General features: G+C 70.4%; 18 protein-coding genes. 6 read left to right on the top strand and 12 right to left on the bottom strand.

Annotation, left to right across the window (positions count from 1 at the left end; translation table 11 throughout):
• Genes JJ691_RS49200 through JJ691_RS49190 form a run of 3 tightly spaced genes read right to left on the bottom strand, consistent with a single transcriptional unit; the run spans position 1 to position 2,754 of the window.
• A complete protein-coding gene (locus JJ691_RS49200; protein ID WP_211766234.1) occupies positions 1–1,326 on the bottom strand; it encodes a flavin-containing monooxygenase in 1,326 nt (441 codons plus the stop codon).
• A gap of 53 nt (positions 1,327–1,379) precedes the next feature.
• Positions 1,380–1,946 carry a TetR/AcrR family transcriptional regulator gene (locus JJ691_RS49195; RefSeq protein WP_211766233.1) on the bottom strand — a complete coding sequence of 189 codons (567 nt, stop codon included), beginning with the start codon at positions 1,944–1,946 and terminating at the stop codon, positions 1,380–1,382.
• A complete protein-coding gene (locus tag JJ691_RS49190; RefSeq protein WP_211766232.1) occupies positions 1,936–2,754 on the bottom strand; it encodes an oxygenase MpaB family protein in 819 nt (272 codons plus the stop codon). The genes JJ691_RS49195 and JJ691_RS49190 overlap by 11 nt, the downstream gene beginning before the upstream one ends.
• 151 nt (positions 2,755–2,905) lie before the next feature.
• Between JJ691_RS49190 and JJ691_RS49185 the strand changes: the two genes are divergently transcribed.
• Complete coding sequence (locus JJ691_RS49185; protein ID WP_211766231.1) at positions 2,906–4,654, top strand: AMP-dependent synthetase/ligase; 1,749 nt, start codon at positions 2,906–2,908, stop codon at positions 4,652–4,654.
• On the opposite strand, the gene JJ691_RS49180 is transcribed toward JJ691_RS49185, so the two are convergent.
• Complete coding sequence (locus tag JJ691_RS49180; protein ID WP_211766230.1) at positions 4,642–5,529, bottom strand: LysR family transcriptional regulator; 888 nt, start codon at positions 5,527–5,529, stop codon at positions 4,642–4,644. The two genes, JJ691_RS49185 and JJ691_RS49180, sit on opposite strands and share 13 nt — an antisense overlap.
• Positions 5,530–5,589: 60 nt before the next feature.
• On the opposite strand from JJ691_RS49180, the gene JJ691_RS49175 reads away from it, so the two are divergent.
• Positions 5,590–6,354 carry an SDR family oxidoreductase gene (locus tag JJ691_RS49175; protein WP_211766229.1) on the top strand — a complete coding sequence of 255 codons (765 nt, stop codon included), beginning with the start codon at positions 5,590–5,592 and terminating at the stop codon, positions 6,352–6,354.
• A gap of 94 nt (positions 6,355–6,448) precedes the next feature.
• On the opposite strand, the gene JJ691_RS49170 is transcribed toward JJ691_RS49175, so the two are convergent.
• The 4 genes from JJ691_RS49170 to JJ691_RS49155 form a co-directional block, all read right to left on the bottom strand.
• Positions 6,449–9,451 (bottom strand): alpha-mannosidase, encoded by a 3,003-nt coding sequence (locus JJ691_RS49170; protein WP_211766228.1) that lies wholly within the window; start codon positions 9,449–9,451, stop codon positions 6,449–6,451.
• A 27-nt stretch (positions 9,452–9,478) separates the two neighbouring features.
• Positions 9,479–10,294 carry a carbohydrate ABC transporter permease gene (locus tag JJ691_RS49165; protein ID WP_211766227.1) on the bottom strand — a complete coding sequence of 272 codons (816 nt, stop codon included), beginning with the start codon at positions 10,292–10,294 and terminating at the stop codon, positions 9,479–9,481.
• Positions 10,295–10,367: 73 nt separating this feature from the next.
• Positions 10,368–11,249, bottom strand: a complete 882-nt coding sequence (locus JJ691_RS49160; RefSeq protein ID WP_211766226.1) for a carbohydrate ABC transporter permease — start codon at positions 11,247–11,249, stop codon at positions 10,368–10,370.
• Positions 11,250–11,308: 59 nt separating this feature from the next.
• Positions 11,309–12,616: an ABC transporter substrate-binding protein gene (locus tag JJ691_RS49155; RefSeq protein WP_211766225.1), complete on the bottom strand. Its 1,308-nt coding sequence runs from the start codon at positions 12,614–12,616 to the stop codon at positions 11,309–11,311.
• 203 nt (positions 12,617–12,819) lie between these two features.
• On the opposite strand from JJ691_RS49155, the gene JJ691_RS49150 reads away from it, so the two are divergent.
• On the top strand, positions 12,820–13,842 hold the full coding sequence (locus JJ691_RS49150; RefSeq protein ID WP_249227527.1) for a LacI family DNA-binding transcriptional regulator: 1,023 nt from the start codon (positions 12,820–12,822) through the stop codon (positions 13,840–13,842).
• Between the two features lie 5 nt (positions 13,843–13,847).
• On the opposite strand, the gene JJ691_RS49145 is transcribed toward JJ691_RS49150, so the two are convergent.
• Entirely contained in the window at positions 13,848–14,240 is a 393-nt protein-coding gene (locus JJ691_RS49145) for a DoxX family protein (protein WP_442912577.1), read from the bottom strand.
• Positions 14,241–14,700: 460 nt separating this feature from the next.
• Between JJ691_RS49145 and JJ691_RS49140 the strand changes: the two genes are divergently transcribed.
• Complete coding sequence (locus JJ691_RS49140; RefSeq protein ID WP_211766223.1) at positions 14,701–15,249, top strand: HdeD family acid-resistance protein; 549 nt, start codon at positions 14,701–14,703, stop codon at positions 15,247–15,249.
• Here JJ691_RS49140 and JJ691_RS49135 read toward each other — a convergent pair.
• Positions 15,208–16,500, bottom strand: coding sequence for a glycosyltransferase 87 family protein (locus tag JJ691_RS49135; protein WP_211766222.1), 1,293 nt, complete (start codon positions 16,498–16,500; stop codon positions 15,208–15,210). The two genes, JJ691_RS49140 and JJ691_RS49135, sit on opposite strands and share 42 nt — an antisense overlap.
• 161 nt (positions 16,501–16,661) lie before the next feature.
• Between JJ691_RS49135 and JJ691_RS49130 the strand changes: the two genes are divergently transcribed.
• Complete coding sequence (locus JJ691_RS49130) at positions 16,662–17,246, top strand: DNA-binding protein (RefSeq protein ID WP_211766221.1); 585 nt, start codon at positions 16,662–16,664, stop codon at positions 17,244–17,246.
• Positions 17,247–17,350: 104 nt separating this feature from the next.
• Positions 17,351–17,998 (top strand): RES family NAD+ phosphorylase, encoded by a 648-nt coding sequence (locus tag JJ691_RS49125; protein ID WP_211766220.1) that lies wholly within the window; start codon positions 17,351–17,353, stop codon positions 17,996–17,998.
• A gap of 3 nt (positions 17,999–18,001) precedes the next feature.
• Here the strand turns inward: JJ691_RS49125 and JJ691_RS49120 are convergent, their stop codons facing one another.
• Together JJ691_RS49120 and JJ691_RS49115 are read right to left on the bottom strand one after the other, a co-directional pair.
• A complete protein-coding gene (locus tag JJ691_RS49120) occupies positions 18,002–18,583 on the bottom strand; it encodes a GNAT family N-acetyltransferase (RefSeq protein ID WP_211766219.1) in 582 nt (193 codons plus the stop codon).
• Between the two features lie 17 nt (positions 18,584–18,600).
• The gene (locus tag JJ691_RS49115) at positions 18,601–20,523 is read right to left on the bottom strand and encodes a S9 family peptidase (protein ID WP_211766218.1); all 1,923 of its coding nucleotides are present in this window, start codon (positions 20,521–20,523) and stop codon (positions 18,601–18,603) included.
• Positions 20,524–20,567 lie beyond the last annotated feature (44 nt).

The raw sequence follows: 20,567 nt of genomic DNA, 5'->3' as shown, positions 1-20,567 counted from the left end.
TCAGCTCCCCGTGCCAGTCAACTTACTGGACGGTAACATACGGCGGAGCCGTTTCAGATCGGCCAGGTACTCCTGGAAGTCCACCTCGATCGTGTGACGCTTGGACGCGACGTACCGGCGGCTGATCCGCTCCCGGTAGCTCCGGATCTCCCGGTCCATCTCGGCCGCCGACGGCAGCCGGGCCGCGCCGGTGATCAGGTCGGCGATCCAGTGGGCCTGGGCCTCGGCCAGCGGCATGATCGCCCCCAGCGGCTGGATCAGCCCCAGGAAGTACAGCCCGGGATGGTCCGGCGGCACAACTCGTTGGTAGAGCGCCACCTCGTTGTCCGTGGTCGGCACGATGTCGTCGGCCAGGAACGGGAACGTGATCCGGTAGCCGGTGCAGTAGACGACGGTGTCGACCTCCTCGCGGCTGCCGTCGGCGAACTCCACGAAGGAGCCGTCGAACCGGGCGATGTTCGGTTTCACCGTGATGTCGCCGTGGCCGACGCGGGTGAGGATGTCGTCGGAGACGGTCGGATGGGCCGACAGCACCTTGTGGTCCGGCTTGGGCAGCCCGTAGCTGGTCACCTTGCCCCGACTCAGGGCGAGCAGTGTTCGCACGGAAAGTCGTTGCAGCCACAGGGGAACACGGGCGATCGGCGAGGTCGTCAGGTGATCGGTCGGCACGCCGAACAGGAACTTCGGCAGCACGTGGGCGCTGCGGCGCATGGCCAGCAGGGTCCGGTCGGCGACCCGGGACAGCTCGACCGCGATGTCACAGGCCGAATTGCCGATGCCCAGCACCAGAACCCGTTTGCCCGCATAGGGATCGAACGTCTTGTAGAAGTGCGAGTGCACCCGCTCGCCGGTGAACGTGCCGGGGAAGTCCGGTTCCGGCCAGCGCGGATCCCAGTGATGGCCGTTGGCCACCAGGACCGAGCGGTAAGGCTGGGTCCGCTCGGCGCCGGACTCCCGGTCGCGGACCGTCACGTCGTAGCCGCCGTCGCGCGGCACCACGGCCGTCACCTCGGTGCGGAAGGAGATCTGGTCGCGGAAGCCGAAGTGGTCCACGTAGTCGTCGAAGTAGCGGGCGATCTGGAAGTGGTTGGGGTAGGCCGGCAATTCGGCCGGCATCGGGTAGCTGGCGTACTGCATCTGCCGGGTCGAGGTGTTGATGTGCAGCGTCCGGTACGCCGAGGACATGCCGTTGTCGTTGAGGTAGCGCCAGTTCCCGCCGATCTGCGACCCGGTCTCGAAGCAGTCGAACGGGATGCCGCGCTCGTGCAGCACCTGGCACGCGGCAATGCCCGACGACCCGGCCCCGATGACGCACACCTCGGCCATGCCCGCTCCCCTCGCCCGGTGATCGAACCGCCAGCCTCGCGCGGCCGGCCCCGTCAGGACAAGAGTGGGGCCAGGTAGGCGGCCGCGAACCGCCGCACCTCGGCGTCGTCGTCGACCGCGACCACACCGCTCGGGGTCAGGGTGAACGAGATCGCCAGCCGCACCAACATCTCGGCCAGCACCCGCGGATCCCGCCCCTCGCCCAGCGGCGGCCCGGCGGCCTCGCGGTACTGCTCGACCAGGAACTCGCTGGCCGCGGCGATCACGCCGGCGCCACGCAACGTCAGGTACGGCACCAACTCCTCGGGGTCGCTGACCAGCAGCCGGGTCAGCAGCGCGTCGGTCCGCACCATGCGCAGCCCCACCACAAAGCCCTCGACGAGGCGCTCCTCCACGGTCGGCAGCGGGCCGATGGCCGCCACGATCTCCCCGAAGAACCGGGCGCTCTCCCGCACCAGGGCCGCCTGGACCAGCACGTTCTTGTTCTCGAACCGCCGGTACACGGTCGCCCGCGACAGCCCCGCGCGCCGCGCCACGTTGTCCACGCTGGTGCGGCGCAGGCCGTAGGTCCGCAGTTCGCCGACGGCGGCGTCGAGGATCAGGTCGTCGTCAACGGGCACCGGCAACCCTCGCCATCGCCGACCGGGACCGGGACGAGAACCGCAGCCGGTAGGGCACCAGCGGCCACAGCACGTGCACCACCCGGGCGAAGATCCGCAGCAGCCGCTCGTCCCGGGCCGTCCAGGTCGCCCCGATCCGGTCCAGCACCGCCGGGTGCAGCGTGCCCCGGTTGACCCACCACAGGAACTTGCCGAACGGCCGCTTGACCAGGCGGTAGACGGGGGCCGGCACGAGCGGGAAGCGCTCCGGCGGCCGGTCCACGAAGTCCAGCAACCCTTGGGCCACCGGGGTCATCTCCAGCCGCTCCCGGCACATCCGGTCCAGGTAGCGCTGGTAGCCGGCCCAGTCCGGCGGGGCGGTCCGGTCGCTCACGCCGTACAGCCGGTAGCCGGCCATCGTCTCGGCGTACAGCTGCGCCTTCTCGGCCTCGCTCAGCCGGTGGTCGAACAGCTCGATGGACCGGATCATCGTGTCGAAGATGGTCAGGTGAGCCCAGAAGTAGGTCTCCGGATCGAGCGCGTGATAGCGCCGGCCCTGCTCGTCCACACCCTTGATGTCCACGTGGTACGCCGTGATCCGGCGGGCCGTCGCGGCCGCGTCCGGCCAGTCGAAGGTCACGCCCTGGATCTGCGGCACCGAGCGGATGATCCGCTCCCAGGGCTCGCCGAAGAAGTCCGAGTGCCCGTGCACGCCGGCGCCCAGACCGGGGTGCATCAGCTGTAACAGGCCCACCCGCACGAGCAGCATCAACACCCGGTTGTCGCCCGCGTAGCGCCAGTGCAGCGAGCCCGGCCCGACCAGGTCCACGATCGCCTCCCAGAAACGGTGAGACGTTTTCCTCTCTTTGTATCACCGAATGGCCGGTGTGGCGTCGGCTGAACGGGTGGGCGAGGCCGATTGGCACTCATCAGGCGAACTGTTAGCGTCAGCACGATTCGGGAGCCGGGGAGGAGGACCGATGTCCACGCTGTGCGCGACCTTCCAGGCCACAGCGGCCAAGCACCCCGATCTGGTGGCGCTGCGCACCCCGGCCGACGGGGTCACGGTCACCTGGCGCGAATACGCCGACCGGGTGCGGCGGATCGCCGCCGGACTGGCCGCCCTCGGCGTGCGCCGGGGCGACACGGTGGCCCTGATGATGGTCAACCGGCCCGAGTTCCACCTGGTCGACACCGCCGTGTTCCACCTCGGTGCGACCCCGTTCTCGCTGTACAACACCTCCTCGCCGGAGCAGATCCAGTTCCTGGTCGGCAACGCCGGCAACCGGGTGGTGATCTGCGAGGAGCAGTTCCTGCCGTCGGTGCTGGCCGGCCGCGAGGGCACCGCGGTCGAGCACGTCGTGTGCGTGGACGCCGCGCCCGAGGGCACCATCGGCCTGGCCGAGCTGGAGACCCGGGAGCCCGCGGGCTTCGACTTCGAGGCCACCTGGCGGGCCGTCGAACCGGACGACGTGCTGACGCTGATCTACACGTCGGGGACGACCGGGCCGCCCAAAGGGGTCGAGCTCAGCCACCGGAACATGCTCGCCGCGGTGACCGCGGCCGAGTCGGTGCTGCCGGCCGACCACCGCGACCGGATCATCTCCTTCCTGCCGCACGCGCACGTCGCCGACCGGTGGGGCACGCACTACACGCAGATCGTCACCGGGCTCCAGGTCACCTGCGTGGCCAACCGCCGCGCCGTGCTGGCCGCCGTGGTCGAGGTCCGGCCGACGATCTTCGGCGCGGTGCCGCAGGTCTGGTACAACATCCGCGCCGGCGTCGAGGCCATGGTCGCCGGCGAGATCAACCCGGCCCGCAAGGCCGCGCTCACCCAGGCCATCCGCACCGGCCTGGAGCACGTGCGGTCCGAGGAGCCCGACGAGCAGCTGCGCTCGCGCTACAGATCCGCCGACGAGCGCACCCTGGCCCCGCTGCGGGCGATGATCGGCTTCGACCAGATCCGCCACGCGCTGTGCGGCGCCGCCCCGATCACCGCCGACGCCGTCGAGTTCATCAACGCCCTGGGCATTCCGCTGTCCGAGGGCTGGGGCATGTCCGAGGTGTGCGGGCTGGCCACGCTGAATCCCCCGCGGGCCAACCGGTTCGGCACCTGCGGCCCGGCCGTTCCCGGTGTCGAGCTCCGTCTCGGCGCCGACAGCGAACTGCTGGTCCGCGGCGACCTGGTGATGAAGGGCTACCGCGGCGCCGTCACCCACACCGCCGCCCACGTCGACGACGAGGGCTGGCTGCACACCGGCGACGTGGCCACCATGGACCCCGACGGCTACGTCCGGATCATCGACCGCAAGAAGGAGTTGATCATCAACTCCAGCGGCAAGAACATGTCCCCCAGCACCATCGAGAACACCATCCGGGCCGGCTGCCCGCTGATCGGCCAGCTGGTGGTCATCGGCGACACCCGCCCGTACAACGTCGCCCTGGTGCTGCTGGAACCCGAGGTGGCCAAGGGCTTCGCCAGCGCCAACGGCCTGGCCGACGCCGACCTGGCCGAGCTCTCCCGCTCCGACGCCGTGCGCGCCGCCGTCGCCGACGGCATCGACACCGGCAACCAGCGCCTGTCCCGGGTCGAGCAGATCAAGCGCTTCGCCATCCTGCCCACCTGGTGGGAACCCGGCTGCCCCGAGCTCACCCACACCCTGAAACTCCGCCGCGGCCCCATCTCCGAGCGCTATGCCGCCGAGATCGAAGCGCTCTACGCCGACTGAGCCGGATCCTCGCAGAAGCAGCCGACGCACGCGTTCACGAACAGCCGCACCGCCTCCCGGCGGTCCGAGCTGCGCCAGGCCACCGCGAGCTCGCTCGGCGACAGGTCGGCGACCGGCCGGAAGACCACGTCATCTCGTTGGTATATCTCGACATTGCCGGCGGCGAGCAGCACGACGCCGAGCCCGGAGGCGACCGCCTCGAAGGTCTCCTCCGCGTTCTCGGTCTCGGCGGCGATCCGGGTCGCACCACCCAGCCAGAACTCACGCAGCGGCCCGGCCGACCGAGGCATCGCGATGAACGGCTCGTCGACCAGTTCGGCGAACGGAATCCTCTCCCGGTCGGCCAAGCGATGACCGGGCGGCATGGCCACCCACCGCTGCTCGGTGGCCACCACGCGTCGAGAAAGCCCGGCACCGTCCGGAATCGGCAGCCAGGCGATGGCCACATCCACGTCACCACCGGCCAACCCGACCGACGGGTCTCCCCATGGCACCTGGCGAAACGTCAGCCGCCAGTCCGGCAGCGCCGCGCGCATCCGCTCGGTGACGTTGGGGATGAGGCCCCGGCCGATCCGGGTCTGGAAGCCGACCGTCAGCGTGGCCTGCCGCGCGGCCGCGGCCGCTTCCCGTCGTCCCTGCTCCCACAGCTCCACGATCTGCCGGGCGCGGGGCAGCAACGCCGCGCCCGCGGCGGTCAGCGTGACCGTTCGCCGGTCCCGGTCGAACAACGTGACCCGCAGGGAGGTCTCCAGCTGGCGGATCTGCTTGCTCAGCGCCGGTTGCGAGACGAACAGCAGCTCGGTGGCCGCCCGGGTGAAGCTCAGTTCCTCGGCCACCGCGATGAAGTACCGAAGGTCCCGCACCCGGACATCCATATCCGCAGGTTATAAGAACCGGTCTTGGACGTGCCGGGAATTCGGCCACAGGATCGAGACATGGCACTGAGTGGAAAGACCGCGCTGGTCACGGGCGCGTCCAGGGGGATCGGGCGGGCGATCGCCGCCCGGCTGGCGGCCGACGGCGCGTTCGTCGTCGCCCACTACGGCAGCAACGACGCCGCGGCCAAGGACACCGTGGCCGGCATTGAACAATCCGGCGGCCAGGCCGTCGCCGTGCGGGCCGAACTCGGGGTGGACGGCGACATCGACACCCTGTTCGCCGGGGTGGAGCGGGCGCTGGCCGGGCGGCCGCTGGACATCCTGGTCAACAACGCGGCCGTGCTCGCCGGCCCGATCAACCAGGTGACGCCGGCAGAGTTCGACCGGCTGTTCGCGGTCAACGTGAAGGCCCCGTACTTCATCGTCGAGCGGGCGCTGCCGTTGTTGCGTGACGGCGGGCGCATCGTCAACGTGTCCTCGGCCGCCACGCGAATCGCCCTGCCCGAGACCGCCTACGCGATGACCAAAGGCGCGCTGGACGTCTTCAGCCGCAACCTGGCCGTCAAACTCGGTCCGCGGGGAATCACCGTCAACACCCTCGCTCCGGGCGTCACCGACACCGACATGAACACCTGGCTCCGGGAAGCCCCGCACCTGGTGGAGAAGAGCACCGCCATCACCGCTCTGGGCCGCTACGGCCAGCCCGAGGACATCGCCGACGCCGCCGCTTTCCTCGTCTCCGACGACGCCCGCTGGGTCACCGGACACTGGCTCGACGCCACCGGCGGCCTGCACCTCGGCCCCGGTGGCTTCCACAACTGACCGATCAGCCGGGCTCCACGTGGAGCCCGGCCGTTGCGTCATGAAGGGCCCTTTCCTGACGTTGAACGTCAGGAAAGGGCCCTTCATGACGTTCTCAGCGGCTGAAGCGCAGGGTCAGGACCTGGAAGGGGCGCAGCTCGACGGAAACCGAGCCGTCCGCCAGGGAACGGTCGGCCAGGGTCCGCTCCAGCAGGTCGGTCTCCCGCACGGCGGTGGCCGGGAAGGACGGCGTGACAACAGCCTTGGCCCGGCCGCCGAGGGCCTCGTAGAGGCGGACGACGATGTCGCCGGACTGGTCGTCAGCGGCCTTGACGGCCTCGACGACCACGCCGGGGTTGTCGACGGTGAACACGGGGGCGACCGAGGAGCCGCCGGTGACGCGGCGCTCGGGGAGGTTGATGCGATAGCCCTCACGGACCGCGTCAGCGATGGCGGCGCCGGGGACCAGGGAGTAGTTCAAACGGTGGAAACCCTGGTCGGTCAACGGGTCCGGGTAGCGAGGGGCCCGCAGCAGGGACAGGCGGACGGTGGTGGTCGTGCCACCCTCCGGCCGGGCCTTGCGGGTGATGTCGTGGCCATACGTGGAGTCGTTGACCACGGCGACGCCGTAGCCGGGCTCGCCGACATGCACCCAGCGGTGGGCGCAGATCTCGAACTTGGCGGCGTCCCACGAGGTGTTGACGTGGGTGGGCCGGTGCAGGTGGCCGAACTGGATCTCCGAGGTGGACCGGTCGGCGTGCACGTCGACCGGGAAGGCGACCTTCAGGAACTTCTCGACCTCCTGCCAGTCGACCTCGGTGGTCACGTCCAGCCGCCGCTCGCCGGCCGGCAGCCGCAGCACCTGGGTCAGTGTGGACCGACCGAAGGTGCGGCGGACGCGGATGGCGCCGACGTCCTTGCCCTCGTCGACGGCGACGACCTCGTCGGCCTCCACCAGGTCGCGGACGTTGTTGCGGTAGAAGGGATCCACGTCCCACGCGTCCCACTGGTTGGGCGTGTCGACGTGCAGCTGGAGCAGGTTGCCGAAGGTCCCGGGGGCCAGCACCTCGCGGTCGGCGACGAGGTCGCGGACGGAGGTGATCAGGCCGCGCTCGTCGACCGAGACCCGGAGCAAACCGTTGTCCAGCACCAGACCGTCCACGGACACCGGCTGCGAGGCGCCGGCATCCGTTGCGCCGGCGCCGAGTCCGGGCACGCCGGAACGGGAGTGCGGGGCTGCGTTGAACACGACGGCCTGCTCGCCGGAGCCGGCCAGCACCTCAAGCGCCCCAGCGATGATCGCCTCCAGCTCGGCGGCGACCTCGGCGTACTTGGCCTCGGCCTCGCGGTGCACCCACGCGATCGAGCTGCCGGGCAGGATGTCGTGGAACTGGTGCAGCAGCACCGTCTTCCACAACCGGTCCAGCTGCTCGTACGGGTACGAATAACCGCCCTTGAGCAGCGCGGCGGTGGCCCACAGCTCGGCCTCGCGCAACAGGTGCTCGCTGCGGCGGTTGCCCTGCTTGGTCCGCGCCTGCGTGGTGTAGGTGGCGCGGTGCTTCTCCAGGTACAGCTCACCCGACCACACCGGGGCGTCGGTGTACTCGGCCTCGGCCGCCGCGAAGAACTTCGACGGGGCCTCGACAGTCACCTTCGGCGAGCCCTCCAGGTCCTTGGAACGGCGGGCCGTCTCCAGCATCTCCCTGGTGGGGCCGCCGCCGCCGTCGCCGTAGCCGAACGGCACCAGCGAGCGGGTCGCCTTGCCGTGCTCGGAGTACTGCCGGCTGGCCCGGGCCAGGTCGGCCCCGAGCAGGTCGGAGTTGTAGGTGTCGACCGGCGGGAAGTGGGTGAACACCTGCGAGCCGTCGATGCCCTCCCAGTAGAAGCTGTGGTGCGGGAACCGGTTGATCTGGTTCCAGGACAGCTTCTGGGTCAGGAACCAGCGCGAGCCGGACAGCTTCACCAGCTGCGGCATGGCCGCGCTGTAGCCGAAGGAGTCCGGCAGCCACACCTCCTCGGTCTCGATGCCGAACTCGTCGAGGAAGAAACGCTTGCCGTGGACGAACTGGCGGGCCATCGCCTCGCCGCCGGGCATGTTGGTGTCCGACTCCACCCACATGCCGCCGACCGGCACGAACTGGCCGGTGGCGACCTTGTCCTTGACCCGCTGCCAGACGTCCGGGTGCCGCTCCTTCATCCACGCGTACTGCTGGGCCTGCGAGCAGGCGAAGACGAACTCCGGGTACTCCTCCATCAGCGCGGTCACGTTGGAGAACGTGCGGGCGCACTTGCGGACGGTCTCCCGCAGCGGCCACAGCCAGGCCGAGTCGATGTGCGCGTGGCCGGCCGCGGTGACCTGGTGCGCGCTGGCGTTGGCCGGCCGGGACAGCACCTCGACCAGCTCGGCCCGGGCCAGCGCGGCAGTGCCGGGCACGTCCTGGAAGTCCAGCTGGTCCAGGGCGCGGTCCAGCGAGCGCTGGATGTCCCAGCGGCGCGGCTCCCGGTCCGGCAGCTCGTTCTTCAGGCTGCCCAGGACCTCGATGTCCAGCAGCAGGTCCCAGACGTCCCGGTTGAACACCGCCAGCTCGGCCCGCAGCACGTGGTAGATCGGCTCGGTGCCGGCCGTCTCCTTCAGGCCCAGCTCGGTCGGCTGGAACGGCACGATGTCCTGGATCACCGGGTTGGCCGCGGCCTCCACGTAGAACAGCACGTCCTCGCCGCCGGCGACACTCGTGCCGACCGGTAGGTGGGTGCTGCGCGGGGCCAGGCCCTTGATCGGCTTGCCCTCGGGCGTGTACGCCAGGCCCTCGCATTGGAAACCCGGGCCGGGATGGGTGAACCCGAGGTCCACCACCGCCTCCACGTGCCGGCCGGCCCACTCCGCCGGCACGGTGCCGGACATCCGGAACCAGCTCGTCGCCCACGGCGCGCCCCAGGCGTCGCCGACCTTGGCCGGCCCGTACTGCGCGGCCAGCGCCTCGGCGACCGGGACCGGCTCGCCGGGCGCGTGCCAGACCTCCAGGGTCAGCGGCACGGCCGCGCCGTAGACCTCCGGCCGGATGCGCTGGCGGACGGTCCTGGTCAGCCGCTCGTCGAGCAGGCTGCGATCATCGTGCATCGGTCGCTCCGTGTCCCCGTTAAAAGATCAACCCTTCACGGCGCCTTCCCCCACACCGCGGAAGAAGTACTTCTGCGCCGCCATGAACAGCAGCACCAGCGGCGCCACCGCGATCATCGTGCCAGCCGCGACGAGCCGCTGGTCGTTGACGAACGTCCCCTGCAGGTAACTCAGCCCGATCGTCAGCGTGTACTTGGCCGGATCGCTCAGCACGATCAGCGGCCACAGGAAGTCGTCCCAGCTGAACATGAACGAGAAGACCGCCACCACCACGATGGTGCCGCGGGCCGAGGGCAGGGCGATCCGGGTGAACCGCTGCCAGGCGTTTGCGCCGTCGATGACCGCGGCTTCCTCGACCGCCGAGGGCAGCGCCAGGAAGGCATTGCGCATCAACAGCACGTTCAGCGCGCCGATGGCCCCGGGCAGCACCACCGCGGCCAGCGTGTTGCTCAGGTGCAGCGAGCGCATCACCAGGAACAGGGCGATCATGATCGCCTCGAACGGGACGAGCAGGCTGGCCAGGAACACCGTGGTGGCCGCGGCCCGGAACCGGAACCGCAGCCGGGCCAGGGCGTAGCCGGCCATGCTCGCGCCCAGGCAGTTGAGCACCACGTTGGCCACCGCGACGATCAGCGAGTTCAGCGCGAACGACCAGATCGGCACCGCCTCGGCCACCCGGGCGTAGTTGCCGGGCGTGGGGTGCAGCGGGAAGAGCTGAGGGGGCGTCGAGTAGATGTCCTCGGTGACGCCCTTGAGCGAGGTCGACAGCTGCCACAGGAACGGGCCGACCGTGATCGCCAGGACCAGGAGCAGCAGGGCATAGCGGCCGATGGTCCGACTCACAGACCCTCCTCGCCAGCGCTCGTCGCGTCTGCGACCAAGGGCGCAGTGCTCGATGGCTCGCTCGCAAGCTCGCTCACAGGTCCTCCTGACGGTTGAGCCGGTTCGTGGCCAGCAGCAGCCCCAGCGTGAGCACGAACAGCACGACCGACAGCGCCGAGGAGTAGCCGAGGTCGCCGGTCAGCCCGGTGCCGACCTGCTGGATCAGCATCACCAGCGTGGTGTCCGCGCCGCCGGGGCCGCCGGCCGGGCCGGCCAGCAGGTACATCTCGGAGAACACCCGGAACGCCGCCACCGCGGACAGCACCGCCACCAGCACCATCGTCGGCCGCAGCGCTGGCAGCGTCACCGAGTACAGCCGCCGCCACCAACCGGCCCCGTCCACCTGCGCGGCCTCGTGCAGGTCTTTCGACACGGTTCCCAGCGCCGCCAGATAAATCACCATGTAGTAGCCGAGGCCCTTCCACACCGTCACCGTCATGGCGCTGACCAGCAGCAGCCACTGGTCGGTGAGGAACGGGATCGGCGTCTTCAGCCAGCCCAGCGCGCCCAGCACGTCGTTGATCAGGCCCCGGGTGTCCAGCATCCACGTCCAGATCAGGCCGACCACCACGATCGAGGCGATCACCGGCGTGAAGAAGGCCGTGCGGAAGAAGGTGATGCCCGGCAGCTTGCGCTCCACCAGCAACGCCAGAAGCAGCGGCAGGATGACCAACAGTGGCACCACACCGACGACGTACAGGGCGCTGTTGCCGACCGCGGTCCAGAACGCCGGATCCCGCACCATGCGCACGAAATTGTCGGCGCCGGTGAAGTGGCCGCCGCCGAGCACCTTGGCGTTGGTGAACGCCAGCACGACGGTGTTCAGGAACGGGAACAGACTGAAGCCGATCACCACAGCCAGGCCGGGCAGTAGGAACAGCCAGGGCGTGAACCAGCGCTGCTGAGCGATCCTCACCGGCCGGAGAACAGGCGGCCGCACTTCGCCGGGGTGCACTTCGGCAGCGGTCTTCACCGCTAGCCCGCCAGCAGCTTGTCGCACTGCGCCACGGTGTCGTCCAGCGCCTGCTTGGCCGAGGTCTTGCCCTGCATGGCGTCGGCCATCTTCTGCTGGAGCTGGGTGGTCATCTGGTCGCTCCACTGCACCGGCGTGTAGTTCACCGCCGTGGCCAGCTGCTTGGCCGCGGCCACCCGGACCCGACCCTCGTCGGTGCCGCCGTCGTTGGCGAAGTACGGGTCCGACATGGAGCCCTTGGTGCTGGGGAAGATGGCGGTCAGCTTGGCGAAGGCCATCTGGTTCTCGGCGTTGGTGACGAAGCGGGCGAAGGCCAGCGCCGTCGGCTTGTTCTTGCTGGCCGCCGACACCGACAGGCCCTGCACGTACATGTTGGCCTTGCCGGTGTTGGTGATGGTCTTGGTGATGCCGACGTTGGCGTACAGGCTGGGCGCGTTGGTCTTGAAGTTGGCCAGGTCGTAGGCCGAGCCCGGGGCCCAGGCGATCTGCTGGTTCATGAACTTGGTGCCGGCCCCGGTGTAGTTCGCGGTCAGCGCCTCGGGAATGAGCGCGCCGGCGTCGTAGAGCCGCTTGTACATCTCGACGAACTCGACGCCCTTGCTGTCGTTGAAGGTGAACTTGGTGCCGTCGCCGTTCAGCACGGTCACGCCGTAGAGGCCGAAGTCGGCGATCACCGGGGTCAGGCCCAGCATGGCGATCTGTTTGTTGCTGCGCTGGGCCATCACCAGCGCGGCGTTCTCCAGCTCGGCGTAGTTGGTCGGCGGGTGCTCCGGGTCCAGGCCGACCTGGCGGAACAGGGCCTTGTTGTAGAAGGTCGGGCCGGTGTTGAGGTACCAGGGGAAGCCGTAGGAGCCGCTCTGGCCGGACAGCTCGTAGGCGGCCCAGGAGTTGTCCAGGTAGTCCTTCCTGGCGTCCGGCACCGCGGTGTCGATGTTGACCAGAAGCTTCTTCCTGGCCAACGGATAGGACAGGTCCGGCGGCATGTTGACCACGTCGGGCAGGGTGCCGCCGGCGGCGTCGGCGGTGACCTTCTGCAGATAGCCGTCGGCCGGCTGGTCGATCCAGGTGATCTTGACCCCGGCGTGCTGCTTCTGGAACGCCGTGATCATGCCGTTGATGTAGTCGGTGTACTTCGGCTTGAGCGCCCAGGTCTGGAACTTGATCTCGCCGGTGACGTCCCCGGTGATCGGGCCGCTGGTGTCGCCGCCGCTGTCCGACGAGCCGCCGAGGCCGCAGCCGGTCACACCCAGCGCGGTCGTCGCCGCCACACCGACCAGGAAACCGCGCCTCGACAGGGGATTCGTCGGCATGACAACCGTCCAATACGTGTGCGCAGCGCCAGGGACGCGCACGAATTTGCCAAAGGCGCTCCCCTGTTGTCAACCATCGAATTTGTCCTGGTAGAAGCCTTGACATGTCATCGTCCGGGCCGGATCCTACCTTCGAGGTAAACCGGTTTAGCGACGCGGCTGAACCGGTTTAGCTGCTGCGCACGAGGCCGTTTGGAGCAGTCGTGAAACGACCGACGATCATGGACATCGCCCGGCGGGCGGGCGTGTCCAAGGGCGCGGTGTCGATGGCGCTCAACGGCCTGCCCGGCGTGTCCGAGGCGACCCGCAACCGGATCCTGGCGGTGGCCCGGGAGCTGGACTGGCATCCCAACAACGCGGCCCGGGCGCTGTCGGCGGCCCGCTCGGACGCCATCGGCCTGGTGCTGGCCCGGCCGGCCCGCACCCTGGGCGTGGAGCCGTTCTTCTTCCAGCTCATCTCCGGCCTGCAGGCCGCGCTCTCGCCGCGGCGGATCGCCCTGCTGCTACAGGTGGTCGAGGACCAGGCGGCCGAGATCGGCCTCTACCGGCAGTGGTGGTCGGAGCGCCGGGTGGACGCGGTGTTCCTGATCGACCTGCGGGTGAACGATCCTCGCGTCGCCCTGCTGGAGGAGCTGGGCCTGCCGGCGCTGGTGATCGGCGGCCCCGGCCACCACGGCGGGCTGCCGAGCGTGTGGGCCGACGACGCCCGGGCGATGACCCAGATCGTCGAGCACCTGGCGGGGCTCGGGCACCGCCGCATCGCCCGCGTCGCCGGGCTGCCCGACCTGCTGCACACCGAGCGCCGCACCGAGGCCTTCCACACCGCCGTCCACGCGCACGGCCTCGACGAGATCCCGATCATCATGACCGACTACTCCGGCGAGCAGGGCGCGGCCGCCACCCGAGAGCTGCTCGGATCGCCGCGGCCGCCGACGGCGATCGTCTACGACAACGACGTGATGGCGGTGGCCGGCGTCGCCGTCGCCACCGAACTGGGCGTCGCAGTGCCGGCCGCGCTCTCGGTCGTCGCCTGGGACGACTCGCCGCTGTGCCAGCTGCTGCATCCACCGCTGACCGCGCTCACGCGCGACACCTTCGCGTTCGGGGCCGCCGCCGCCCGCTCACTGCTGGCGGTGCTGGACGGCGGCGAGGGCGCCGACGTGGAAGACCATGTCCCCGTGCTGGTCCACCGGGAAAGCACGTCGACGCCCTCGATCGTCGAGTGAGGCGATCAGGCCTCCGCGGCCTGCCGCACGGGCGCGTTCACCCGGATCGCGGCGGACCGTCCGAGCATCCGATCAATGGACCAGATGCCGGGGCCGAGGAAAGCCAGCAGCAGAAACGCCCAGCAGAACTGCACCGAGGCCTCGCCGCCGTTGAGGATCGGGAAGAACGATTTCGGCATGTGCACGGTGAAGTAGGCGTAGGCCATCGAGCCCGAGCACAGCAGCGCGGCCACCCGGGTGAACAGCCCGATCAGCACCAGGGCGCCGCCCACCAGCTGGATCGCGGCCGCCCACCAGCCCGGCCAGGCGCCGAACGCCGACTGCTTGCCGCCGAACAGGCCGAAGATCGTGCCGGCGCCGTGACAGACGAAGAGCAGGCCGAGCACGATCCGATACAAGGATATAACATACTCTTTTCCTTGTTCAAAATAACGCATGGTCGCTCCAAGGGGACACAACGAAGGACAGGCGGTTGCCGCGATTCTGACGAGGAGTCGCGGACCACGGAAAGCCTTGACCGTTAACGTCAACGGACCGGAACTATGTTCAATTTACTACCTTGACACGCTCCGATCGACGTCGGCGATGATTGATCGAACCCCGCCTACCAGGCGAATCGTCAGCCCACCCCGGTGCACGGACACCATGACTCCGAGCAACCGCGGATCTTTTCTGGATCTTCTTCCCATCGCTTTCCAAGGGAATTCTGAGACGGCCCGATCCGCAGGTTGTGAACTAATCGGCCGACAACACCGCCGAACGGGTTAGGCCAACCGTCCGCGAGACAAACGGTCACTCCTGCGCGGCAACCTGCACTCTCGCGTTGCGGGCCGCCCCGGTGACCGCGACCATGACCGCGTGGTCGAACTGTTGACGCGCAACTGGTGGCTGGTGGCCCTGCGGGGCGCCCTGGCCGTGATCTTCGGCATCGTCACCCTGGCCTGGCCGGGCATGACCCTGCTCGCCCTGATCTTCCTCTGGGGCTTCTACGCTCTCGTCGACGGCGTCAGCTCGATCGCGCTCGGCGCGGCGGTGCGCGGGCACCGCTGGTCGAACGTGCTGATCGGCGTGGTCGGCGTGCTGGCCGGCCTGGTGGCGATCATGCTGCCGGGCGAGACCGCGGTGGTGCTGCTGGTGATCATCGCGATCTGGGCCATCGTGGCCGGCGTGGTCCAGGTCATCGCCGGCGTCGCGCTGCGGCGGGCCATGCCGCACGCCTGGTTCCTCATCGTGACCGGTGCGCTGACCCTGATCCTGGGCGTGGTGCTGCTGTTCAACCCGGGGGCCGGCGCGCTCGCCCTGGTCACCACGATCGGCGTGTTCGCGCTGATCTGGGGCGTCTCGCTGATCCTGATGGCCTTCCGGCTACGGGGCCTCCGCAACAGCGTGGTCGAGGGCGCTGCCTGAGCGGGCCGCCAGCCCGCGCGACCACACCGTCATCACGACGAGCACGATGATCGCCATCCACACGTAGGCGTTGCCGAAGACGCTGTTCCACAGGCCCCAGTACTGCCCGGGATCGCGCAGTTCCGGGGCCTGGTGGTACGGCGCCCACCAGAACAGGTAGAGCGCGAACGCCGTGAGCAGGCCCAGCCACCAGGACCGGGCCCGGACGGCCATGGCCACGCCCCACACCAGCGCCAGCGCCGCCCACACCCAGTGGTGTGCCCACGACACCGGCGACACCAGCAGCGAGAACACGCCGACCGCGAGCATGGCCGGCAGGTCCTGGCCGGCCAGCCGGGTGCGGCGCACGACCAGCCAGGTCAGCACCAGCACGGCCAGGCACAGCACCACCCAGAGCGGACCCTCCAGGTTGGCCGGCAGGCCGACCCGGGCCACCACGCCGCGCAGCGACTGGTTGTAGCTGAAGCCGAGGTTGCCGACCCGGTTGGTGTCGAAGAAGTCCTTGAACCAGTAGCTGACCGAGTCGCCGGGGGCCAGCGCGAAGCCGATCAGCCCGAAGCCGACGAAGCCGCCGACCGTGGTCAGCGCGGCCCGCCACTCCTTCTTGGCCACGAAGTACAGCACGAACGCGGCCGGGGTGAGCTTGATCGCGGCGGCCAGGCCGATCAGCAGGCCGCGCGGCCACCAGGGCTTGGCCACCAGGCAGTCGGCCACGATCAGGCCCAGCAGCAGGATGTTGACCTGACCGAAGGAGATCGTCTCGCGGACCGGCTCCAGCCAGGCCGCGCCGAGGGTGACCACCAGGGCCAGCACCGGGACCGGGAACCGGGCCAGCAGCCGGGCCGGGGCGACCCGCACCAGCACCGCGCGCAGGCACAGGAACAGCACCGCCAGCGTGGCCGTGGTGAACACGGCGATCGACACGGCCAGCGGCAGCACGGCCAGGCCGGCGAACAGCATCGCGGCCAGCGGCGGGTAGGTGAACTTGAGCAGGAAGCCGGCGAACGGCGTCTGCATCTCGGTCTGGTAGAGGTCCTGGCCGTGCCGGAAGGCGTCGCCGCCGCCGAGATAGACGTACAGGTCGGTGAAGTGGTGCTGGTTGTACGTCCCGATGTAGACCGTGCTGAGCGCGATCGCCACGACGAGCACCAGGGACGCGACCGTCCACAAGATCAACTCGCCGCGAGACCGGTGCACGGGCGTGGTGTTCGGCTCGGCGTCCACCGGTTCCCTTACGAGTCGGCCAGTCACGAAGGGCCAGCGTACCGGTGGTGCCCGACCCCAATCCCCCTAGGGCATGCGCCTGGGCCCGACTACGTAAAGTGGCACAACGGGTGCAGTCGGTCGAAATTCGAGGGTGATTCGGGTGACAGCCATCGCACGAATGCGCACGCGCAGGCTACCCTGTGCTTATGACGATGGCGCTCGAGACTGTGCTGGCCAAGGCGGGCCTGCGGGTGACCGCCGACGAGTTCCTCACCCTGGTCGAGGACGTGGCCAGGCGGCTCGCCCCGCCGCACCCCGAGCCGGCCGCCTACTTCACACCCGACCAGCGCGAGGCGCTCACCGAGGTCGGTCTGGACCTGGGCGGCCTGCGGGAGGACGACTTCGAGCCGCGAGCCCGCGAGCTGGCCGCCCGGACCGTGCTGTTCGACACCGCGCTCACCGTCGGCGAGGCCGCCGCGGTGCTCGACGTGGACACCAGCCGCATCCGGCACCGGCTGGCCGCCGGCCGGCTGGCCGGCTGGAAGGACCGCGGCAGCTGGCGGCTGCCGGCCTGGCAGTTCACCGACAACGGGGTGCTGCCCGGCCTGGAGGCGGTGCTCGCGGCCATGCCCGACGACCAGCCGCCGCTGGTGCTGGCCGGCTTCATGACCACGCCGCAGGAGGACCTGCTGGTCGGCGACGGTCCCGGCACGCCGCGGGCCTGGCTGCTGGCCGGCGGCGACCCGCGCCGCGTGGCCGCCCAGGCCTCGATGCTGGGCACGCCCGTCTGATCGAGAGGTCCCGACGCTCCGCGGGCGCCGAACCGATGCGTTCCGGCTGCCCGGGAGCGGGACCCGCGGGCTTCCACCGTCCCCTATCGAAACGACGTATCTGAATGGCTCGGCTTCCCACGCCGCCAGCACCCGCGGTGCTCCAGGCGCTACTGCGTCGCGCCGAGGATGTGGTGGCCGTGCACCGCGCGACCCGGCTTGTCCGCATCTTCACCGCCGGCGGCAGCCACCCGCAGCGCTGGAACTCCTTCCGCTACACCGGCCCGCTGCCGCACGCCCGGTTCGACCCGCACCCGGCCGGCCCGCCGGCCGACGACCCCGGGCACGGCGTGCTCTACTTCGGGCTGTCGGTGCGGACCAGCGTCGCCGAGGTCTACCAGGCCACCTCCACCGTGGACCGCAAGACCCGGCGGCCGCACCTGGTCGTGTTCCGGCCCAAGCGGACCCTGCGGCTGCTCGACCTGGCCGGCCTGTGGCCGACCAGGGCCGGCGCCTCCCAGGAGATCAGCAGCGGGCCCAAGGACCTCACCCAGGCCTGGGCGCGGACCATCCGCGCCGCCTACCCCGAGCTCGACGGCCTCTGGTACCGGTCGTCCATGGACGCCGGCGACCCGGCCATCTGCCTGTGGGACCCGCCCGGCGGCAACGCCATGCCCGACGCCCCGGACGTGCTGCTGCCGCTCGAGCACCCGGGCCTCGACCTGCCGCTGAGCCGGATCTGCGAGGAGCTGAACTACATCATGTTGGGCTGATCCTCAGCCGTAGGCGGGCCGTCGCCAGCCTGATGGGGGTCGAAACAACCGTTGGCGTCCTGGAAGAAACCTCCCGTAGCGGACCAGCCCCAAGCGGTGCTCGCCGACGACGTGCTCCTTCGACGCGCCGTCGTGGCGCCAGCCCAGATGGGCGTAGAAGGAGCGGGTCGCCCAGTCGTCCTCCAGCACCCAGAGCACCACGTAGCGGAAGCCCTGTCCGGCCAGGTGGTCCATGGCCGCGTCGTGCACCGTCCGGCCCGCGCCGGTGCCCTGGCAGCCGGGGTCGGCGTGCACCGACACCAGCTCGCCGGTGGGCAGGTCGGCGTGCAGGTCGTCGTCGTCGCGGGCTTCCCCGACGACACAGTAGGAGCCTATTTTCCCGTCGAGGTCCTCGGCGACGAAAACCCCGTCGGGGTCGGGCAGCCGCACCCATCGTCGCCAGCCGTTGAGGTGGCTCTCCGGCAGCATCCGGTCGAGCAACACGTCCGGCACCGTGCCGCGAGCGGCGTTTCGCCAGGATTCATGGTTGATCCTGGCCAGCTCGCGAACGTCACCGGAATCGGCCCGTCGCACCGTCCATGTCATGACGGGAGCCTGCCAAATCACCGGTCCTCGGGGCCAACGGATTCCCGGAGATGCCGGTCCCACCAGTCCAGCACCGCGTCGAACCGCTGCCGGCGGTGCCGGGGCCGGCCGGAGCGGGTCAGCTCGTGCCCCTCGCCGGGGAAAAGCAGCAGCTCGGTGGGGGTGCCGTTGCGCTTGAGGGCCACGAACAAGCGCTGGGCCTGCTCCAGCGGGCAGCGCCAGTCCTGCTCGGAGTGCACCACCGCGAACGGGATGGCGATCTTGTCGGCGTAGGTGAGCGGACTCACGGCCCGCTGGGTGTCCGGGTCCGGGCCGGCGTACACGTCGGCGAACCACCAGCCGATGTCGGAGGAGCCGGCGAACGAGTCCCAGGCGTTGACGGCGCGTTCGCTCCAGGCCGCCTTGAACCGGTGGCCGTGGTGGGCGGCCAGCCAGGTGGTCATGAAGCCGCCGTAGGAGCCGCCCATCACGCCGACCCGCTCGGCGTCGCACTCCGGCAGCTCGAGGGCGGCGTCCAGGAGCGCGAGCACGTCGTCGGCGTCCACCGAGCCCAGGTTGCCCAGCAGCGCCATGCCGTGGTCGTGGCCGTAGCCGGCCGAGCCGCGGGGGTTGGGCAGCACCACGGCGTAGCCGGCGGAGGCGTAGACCTGGGCCTCGTCGAACAGGCCCCAGCCGTAGGACGCGAACGGCCCGCCGTGCACGTTCAGGATCACGGGGTGAGGGCCGTCGCCCTCGGGCAGCGCGAGCCAGCCGTGCACCGGGTAGCCGTCGGGGGACGTGCCGTGGATCTCCCGCAGCGGCCGGATGCCGGCGGCGCGCAGGTCAGCGCTGAAGTCGGTACGCAGATCGGTGCCGACCAGCACGACCTCGCCGGCGCTGTCGGGCGTGGCGACGACCGCGGCGATCCGGCCGGCGTCCTCGGCGAACGCCTTGACCTCGGCGTGGTCGCCGGCGACCAGCTCCAGGTCGGCCAGCGGCGTCCGGTCGGCGTCGAGCGGGATGCGGCGCAGCTCCACCGCGCCCCGGTTGCGGACCAGCGCGAGCGCGCCGTCCTCGGTGACGACGAGGCTGCCGGCACTGTGGTCGCAGTCGACGGTGCCCGGATCGGTCAGCCGCCGCGGCGGCTGGGGTGCGGTGCCCGGCTCCCAAGGCGCGACCCACACGCCGCTGGGGATCGGCCCCGAGGCCAGGCCGCCGAACTCGGTGCCGACCAGGAAGACCTGGTCACGGTAGGCGGCGACCGTCCAGATGTTGCCCTCGCCGTGGACGGCGACAACGGCGGGGCCGCCGTCGGCCGGCACCGCGTACACCGAGTCGTGCAGCACGCGCTCGCCGGCGTCCTGCCGCGGCGCGATGGCCAGCACGTGCCGGCCGTCGGGGCTCCACACCGGCACCTCGAAGTCGACCGGGTCGTCGGTCAGCTGGCTGGGCTTGCCGTCCTCGACGTCCACCACGAAGACCTGCTGGAACCGGTCGCGGAGGAAACCGACGCCGTCAATCCGGTACCGCAGGTCGGTGATCCGCCGCGGTGCCTCGGCCTCCGGCGCGCCGTCGGCGCCGTAGCGGCCGGGCTCGGGCACCCGGGCCACGAAGGCGACACGGCCGGAGTCCGGGGCCCACACCGGGGTGCTGACCCCGCCGGGGAGGTCGGTCAGCCGACGGGCCTCGCCGCCGTCGGCCGGGATCACGTGCAGCTGGCGGTCCCGCACGAAGACGACCCAGCGGCCGTCCGGCGAGATCCGCGGCGAGGTGTCCCGGTCGCCCCTGGTCCACGGCTTCGGCCCAAGGTCCGTCGACACAGCGTCCGTCGGCACCCGGACCAGGCCACCCCGGTAGCTGTCGGTCTCCAGGTCGGGGTGGGCCACGTCGGTCAGCAGCAGATCGCCGCGCAGGGTGACGGAGCCGGGCACGCGCAGCAGCGCGACGTCTTCAGGGCGCACGCCGCCGAACCTACCCTTCGGGCGCCGCCGCCCGCGTCGACCGC

The sequence above is a fragment of the Kutzneria sp. CA-103260 genome, assembly GCF_018263855.1.
In the GTDB taxonomy this organism is placed as follows: Bacteria; Actinomycetota; Actinomycetes; order Mycobacteriales; family Pseudonocardiaceae; genus Kutzneria.
The sequence above is the reverse complement of the archived record's forward strand: the minus strand, read 5'-3'. Positions and strand labels throughout refer to the sequence as shown.